This is a genomic window from Micromonospora sp. NPDC048830, assembly GCF_043198215.1.
In the GTDB taxonomy this organism is placed as follows: domain Bacteria; phylum Actinomycetota; class Actinomycetes; order Mycobacteriales; family Micromonosporaceae; genus Micromonospora.
Window position 1 is genome coordinate 44840 of sequence record NZ_JBICUP010000044.1, and the last position, 6090, is coordinate 50929.

Annotated in this window: 3 protein-coding genes; 1 reads left to right on the top strand and 2 read right to left on the bottom strand. The window is 67.5% G+C overall.

The features are described from left to right. Positions 1–33: 33 nt before the first annotated feature. Complete coding sequence (locus ACGFIZ_RS28030) at positions 34–552, bottom strand: hypothetical protein (RefSeq protein ID WP_393424207.1); 519 nt, start codon at positions 550–552, stop codon at positions 34–36. Positions 553–658: 106 nt separating this feature from the next. Next, positions 659–4204 carry a BTAD domain-containing putative transcriptional regulator gene (locus ACGFIZ_RS28035; RefSeq protein ID WP_393424210.1) on the bottom strand — a complete coding sequence of 1182 codons (3546 nt, stop codon included), beginning with the start codon at positions 4202–4204 and terminating at the stop codon, positions 659–661. A gap of 187 nt (positions 4205–4391) precedes the next feature. Between ACGFIZ_RS28035 and ACGFIZ_RS28040 the strand changes: the two genes are divergently transcribed. Continuing rightward, complete coding sequence (locus tag ACGFIZ_RS28040; RefSeq protein WP_393424213.1) at positions 4392–5864, top strand: FG-GAP-like repeat-containing protein; 1473 nt, start codon at positions 4392–4394, stop codon at positions 5862–5864. Positions 5865–6090: the final 226 nt, after the last annotated feature.

A 6090-nucleotide genomic window follows, 5' to 3' on the forward strand; every position in this document is an offset into this window, starting at 1 on the left:
AAACGGCCACTGGCCGCTTGATAGGCTCGTAATTCAGTGGAGCAGGGCCAAGAGTGCGTACGCCCACAGCAGCAGTCCGGCGCCCACGCCGACGACCAGGCCCGCCGGCACGGCCGAGGCGAGCGCGGTGACCAGCCCGGCGAGCGCGACCAGGCACATCGTGCCGCCGAGCAGCCGTAGCCGGGGGTCCTTGAGCACCGGGGTGAGCGGGAAGAGGTGCAGCCCGACCACGGCGCAGACCAGCACCGGGGCGTACCCGCCGAACCCGGCCGCCGCGAGCAGCGCCGCGCCGAGCCCGGTGGCGGCGAACTCGGCGAGCACGATCAGCACGTACCGGCGGTCGGCCGCAGGGTTCCGGACCGCGTCGGCCGCCGGTCGGCTGCGTGCCGCGACGACGCCGCCGACGGCTGCCGTGGCCAGCGCACCCAGGCTGGCGACGACCAGCAACGTCCGCAGCGGCTGGTCGGCCGCCGGCACGCTGAACGAGATCGCGGCGAAGATGCCGAGGTAGAGCGCGGTCAGCCCGGCCTGGCGCCGGGGAACGACGAGCACAGGGGTCTCCTAAAGACGGCGTTGGCGAGGTGGCTCCCGAAGGCCCTGGCGAATGTGGGACGTACAGGCCGGCAAACTGCCCCGAGGCAGGCTGAACGAAGAGATCTCATTGATTCTGATGAGTTCCGGCCCAGCGGGGCGATGGGCTGCCCGACGGTCCGGCAGCGGATACCGAGCCCGGAGCGGTGGACACTGCCGCGTCGGGCGACGACACCACCCATGGCTGCGGGCGATGCTCTTGCTGGGAGATCAGCACCACGAGCCGCGCCTGAAGATCGGCGCAGTCGCGAATCCGGCCGGGCAGGTTGGCTGCATTCAGGACCTCGCCGGCCACATGACAGCTCTTGGCGGCGTTGTCCAGATCGCCCAACGCGATCGCGGCCTTCGCCTGCAATAGAAGGGCGTCACCATGCAGCGCCCGGTAGGTGTTCCCGGCGGCAAGGTCGCCCGCCCTGCCAGCAGTGAGGTAGGCCTTCTCGGCGTCGCCGGTGAGGAGGAGCGTCTCGGCGATGCCCACACAGGCCTGCGCTTCGAAGTACCGGTAGCTGTTCTTGCTACTGATTGCGAGGGACTCGGAAAACCGGTCTTGCGCGTCGCTGACCGCCCGGCTACCCAGCAGCGCGAATCCGAGTGTGTTCAGCGTGGCCGCTTGGGCGCGCAGATTGCGCAGCCGTAGCGCGAGTTGCAGGGCATCAGACGCACTGTGTACGGCCGCCACCCACTCGCCCTTCTGAGCGTGGAGCTGGCTGAGCTCATCCAAGACGGACAGCTCCGCCGTGGTCGATCCGGTATGGCGGTAGTAGGCGAGCGCCGCGTTGAGGTGCTCGAGAGCGACGTCGAAGTCCTCGAGCTGCCGCAGAATCATGCCCAGGTTGCTCCGGTTCGCCATGGCCGAGGCGCGTCGCGCGGTACCCTCGTTCATCTGCATGGCTGCTTGGAGGTAACCGACCGCCTCGGTAAGCTCGCCGCGCTCGTGGCACAAGGTGGCCAGATCGTTGAGAGTGACCGCGCGGATGTGGTCGAACTCGGGTCCAACGCCGATGTCCAGCGCCCGCTGGTACAACTGCTGTGCCTCATCCGGCCGCCCCAACTCGGACTGGACCAAGCCGAGATTGTGCGAAAGATATGCCTCCCCGACAAGCCAGCCTGCCCGGCGGGCCGCGGATATGCCCCGACGGTACGCGTCCGCAGCCCGATGGTGCTCGCCAGCCGCCCAGTGAGCCTGCCCGATGGTCTGGTGCATTGCGGCCTGCGCTTGGATGTCGGCGGCAGCCTCTGCGGCGCTCAGGCCGGCGCGTCCGGTCACCAGCCAGGGCACCACGTCTCCGCAAACGAAGAAGTATCCCCGGAGTTGGTCGGCCAGTTGCCAGGATCGGGCGCGGTGCTCACCGCACGCTGCGCCCTCGACCACGGCAACCAGGTTGCCGATCTCCTCGTTCAGCCATGTCATCGCGGCGTCGACGTCCGGGAACTGGGTTCCGTCCACGTCAAGGCCGACGGGCAGCCGCACCATGTCGGCATAGACCAGTTGCATGGCTGCCGCGGCCCGGGCGACATACCAGCGGTACAGGCGATCCAGCGCCGCTGAGCGATCGACCGGAATCTGCTCCGTCTCGGCGAAGCGGACCGCGTACAGGCGCAGTAGATCGTGATATCGGTAGTGCCGCGAACCGCTTGGCTGCAACAGGTTCTCCGCGACAAGCGTGTCCAAGGCACGATGCGCGAGCCGCTCCTCAAAGCTCAGTAGCGCAGCGACTGCGGCAGCCGAGACGACTTCGCCTGGGATCAGCGCGGCGGACTGGAAGACCTCGGCTGGCAACGGCGCCAGGCTGCGGAAGCTCAGCTCGAAGCTCGCCATCACGGACTCCCCATCCATGCCGAACGGGTCCGTCCCGGAGTACTGGTCCACAAGCTGATCGAGGAGGCCCGCGAGCGTGACTTCCTGCCAGGCAGCCAACCGGCTTGCGATGACCCGCAACGCGATGGGTAACCGGCCGCACACGTCAGCAAGCGCCTCGGCGTGCCCGCGCTCGTTCTGAACTCGGGTCGTCCCGATGCGGCTCTTCAGAAAGTCCAGCGCCTCACCCACGCTGAAAACCGGCAGGTTCAGATTAAGCGCACTGTCCAAGCCGTCGCAGCGGTTGCGGCTGGTGACCAGAACCGCGTTGCCGCCCGGGCCGGGCAAGAGCGGGCGGACCTGCGCCGCGCTGTGCGCGTTGTCGAGCACGACGAGAATCCGCCGACCGCTCTGGACGGTACGAAAGAGCGCGGCGGCCTCGTCATCGTCCTCGGGAACGGCGCGCCCCTCGACGCCGAGTCCTCGCAGCAGGCGGGCGAGTGCATACGCGACCGGGACCGGCCGGTCATCGGCGCCCCGCAGGTCGATGTAGAGCTGGCCGTCCGGGAACTCCCGCCGTAGGGCCCAGGCCGCCTTCAGGGCGAGGCTGGTCTTGCCGACGCCCGCCATGCCGGAGACCACGCAGACGGTCACCTGCTCGCTTTCGGGCCCACGCGATGAGTAGCGAATCGTCTGTTCAAGCAGTTGCAGCTCGGTGGCGCGACCGCAGAAGTCCTTTGGCGGCGCTGGCGCCTGCCAGGGTTGCGCCCCGCTCGCGCCCCCGGCTACCACCCGTGCACGCCGCTCTAACCGCCCGCTGAGAACGGCTTGTCTCGCCTCCAGCAGCTCGGCACCGGGATCGATACCCAACTGCTCGGCCAACCTGCGTCGGATGCCGTCGAACACTTGGAGGGCACCGGCTTGTTGACCCGTCGCCGCGAGCGCCATGATCAGCTGTGCGTGCAGCGACTCGTGCCACGAATGCCGCTCCGCCAGCCGTCGCAGCAACGGGAGAATCTGCTGCTGCCTCCGTACCGCTTGACCCAGTCGTGCCAGCCGGACGGCGATCTCTACCCGTTCCTCGACCAGAGCCGTGACCAGTGGGTCACCGTCCAGCTCCGCCACGTCCTCGACGGGGTCGTCCCCCTGCCACATTTCGAGCGCGGCGGTGAGCAGATCGAAGGCACGCTGCGGTGGAAGGGTGGATGATCGCACCTCGAGCAGCCGGGAACGGTAGGCGACCAGGTCCAGCCCATCGCCGTCTGTCTGCAACAGGTAGCCGGCGGACAGCAGGGCCAGCATCGGGGGTACGTGGGGGGACTGTCCCGGCTCCAGCAGCCGACGGAGTCGACTGATATGGGTCTGCACTACGTTCGCGGCCGACGGCGGCGGTCGATCAGCCCACAACAGTTGGATCAGCTCGTCCCGTCGGACGGGCCGCCCGGGGGTCAATGCGAGCCGGGCCAGCACGATGCGGTGCCGTCCTGCGCCCAGGTTGATCGGCTGGCCCCCGCGGGTCACGGCCAGAGGCCCGAGGACGGAGATCCGCACCGGGCCGGTCGGCTCGCTCGGAGCCTGCGGCGCACGCCGAACAAGGTTCTCCAGACGGACGCGATGCTGGCGAGTCAGATCGAGGGCGTCGGTCAACGCCGTGAGCGAGCGCGTCCGTGGCCGTCGGCTACGCCCCTGCTCGAGGTCCCGGACGGTGCCGACACTGACTCCGGCCCGCTCGGCGAGCGCCTCCTGGGTCAGGCCTTTGCGCATCCGCGCGTCCCGCAGCAACCAGCCGAGGTCCTCGTCTCTCCGTTCTTCCATCGCTGACCTCGGATGCCTTCCGTGTCCTGGAGGGCCCCAGCCTAGTACGGGCGAGCTACGGGAACCGCCCCTACAGTCCACTGTCAGACACGTGATCGAAGCTCTCCGTAAGGCGGAGCGCGGAGCCCGCCGCAAGAATCGGGGAGGAAGCGTCATCATGCACAAATCCGCTCGGCGAGGTTGGTGGTTGCCCACCAACCTGCTTCTATCGCTGCTTTTGGCTGGCAATGTGACGGGTGCGCCCGTGGCAGCCTCAGCGGCGCCCGGCACTCCATTGACCGACGTCACGGCGCTGACCGGAGAGCCCGCGCCCGGCAACCCGCCACTGCGCGAATACCCGGCCCTGGAACCCGAGGCGACGTCGACTGCGGTCAGCACGACACCCGTGCCCTGCGACGACAACGGTGCCGACAAGGCCGTGACCCGAACCGAGGCGGTCACCCGCGCGCGCAGCTGGCTGATGGTTGGCGGTGTCCCCTACAGCCAGAGCCGGTGTTACCGGAACCAGTACGGTGACTACCGCACCGACTGCTCAGGGTTCGTCGCGATGGCCTGGGGTCTCGGCGGATCCGGCAGCGCCTTCTGGACCGGCAACCTTGACACGCGTTCGCACACGATCGCACGCAGCGACCTGAAGCCGGGAGACGCCCTGCTCCGGCACACCGGAGACCCCAGCGAGAATCATGTGGCGCTTTTCGTGCGGTGGTCCGATGCCGCACATACCGCGCCCGTGGTCATCGAGCAGACTGGCAGCGCGGACACCATCGAGCGCGGGTGGTCGGCCAGCTACGCGAGCCTGTACACGCCGGTTCGGTACGACAAGATCGTGGACTCGGTGGTGGCTCCCGATTTGTTCGGGGTTTCGGGCGACTTCACTGGTGACGGTAAGGATGATGTCATCGCTCGTAGTGGTAGTGGCGAGCTGTGGTTGTACCCAGGGACGGGCCAGGCGATCACGGATCAGGTGCTGACGTATCGAGTACGGGTCGGCGTGGGGTGGGACTTCCTGAACCTGGTGATCAGCGGGGACTTCACGGGGGACGGTAAGTCGGACATCGTCGCTCGCAGCGGTAGTGGCGAACTGTGGTTGTACCCGGGCACGGGAAAGGCGATCACGGATCAGGTGCTGACGTACCGGGTACGCATCGGCACCGGTTGGGACTGGATGGACGCGATCACCGCGGGTGACTTCACCGCCGACGGCGTGTCGGATCTGGTCGGCCGGACGCCCGACGGCCAGTTGTGGCTGTACGCAGGCACGGGTTCGGCAACCCAGGACAACGTGGTCCGGCCCAAAATTCGGATCGGCACCGACTGGAACATCATGGCGGGCTTGACCACGGGTGATTTCACGCGCGATGGCAAGGACGACGTGGTTGCACGAGACCACAATGGTGTCCTGTGGTTGTATGCGGGAACGGGCAATGCGATCACGGATCAGGTGCTGACGTACCGGGTACGCATCGGCACCGGTTGGGACTGGATGGACGCGATCACCGCGGGTGACTTCACCGCCGACGGCGTGTCGGATCTGGTCGGCCGGACGCCCGACGGCCAGTTGTGGCTGTACGCAGGCACGGGTTCGGCAACCCAGGACAACGTGGTCCGGCCCAAAATTCGGATCGGCACCGGCTGGAACATGATGAACGTCATCACTTAAGCAGTTGTCGGGGTTGGTATGCCCGCACGGCCCGACATGACTGAACCAAGCATCTCGACGCTGGAGACCACTCCGGCGTCGAGATGTTCTGGTATTTCGGGGCCTGTCCGATTTTCTGTGTAACGTCCTACCCTGTCTAACTATCGGACATCGACGGGGATGCGGCCCGGGAAGAAGATTTCCAGTGAGTTCAGGGCCTGCTTCCAGCCGTGTACGCCGGCGCCTT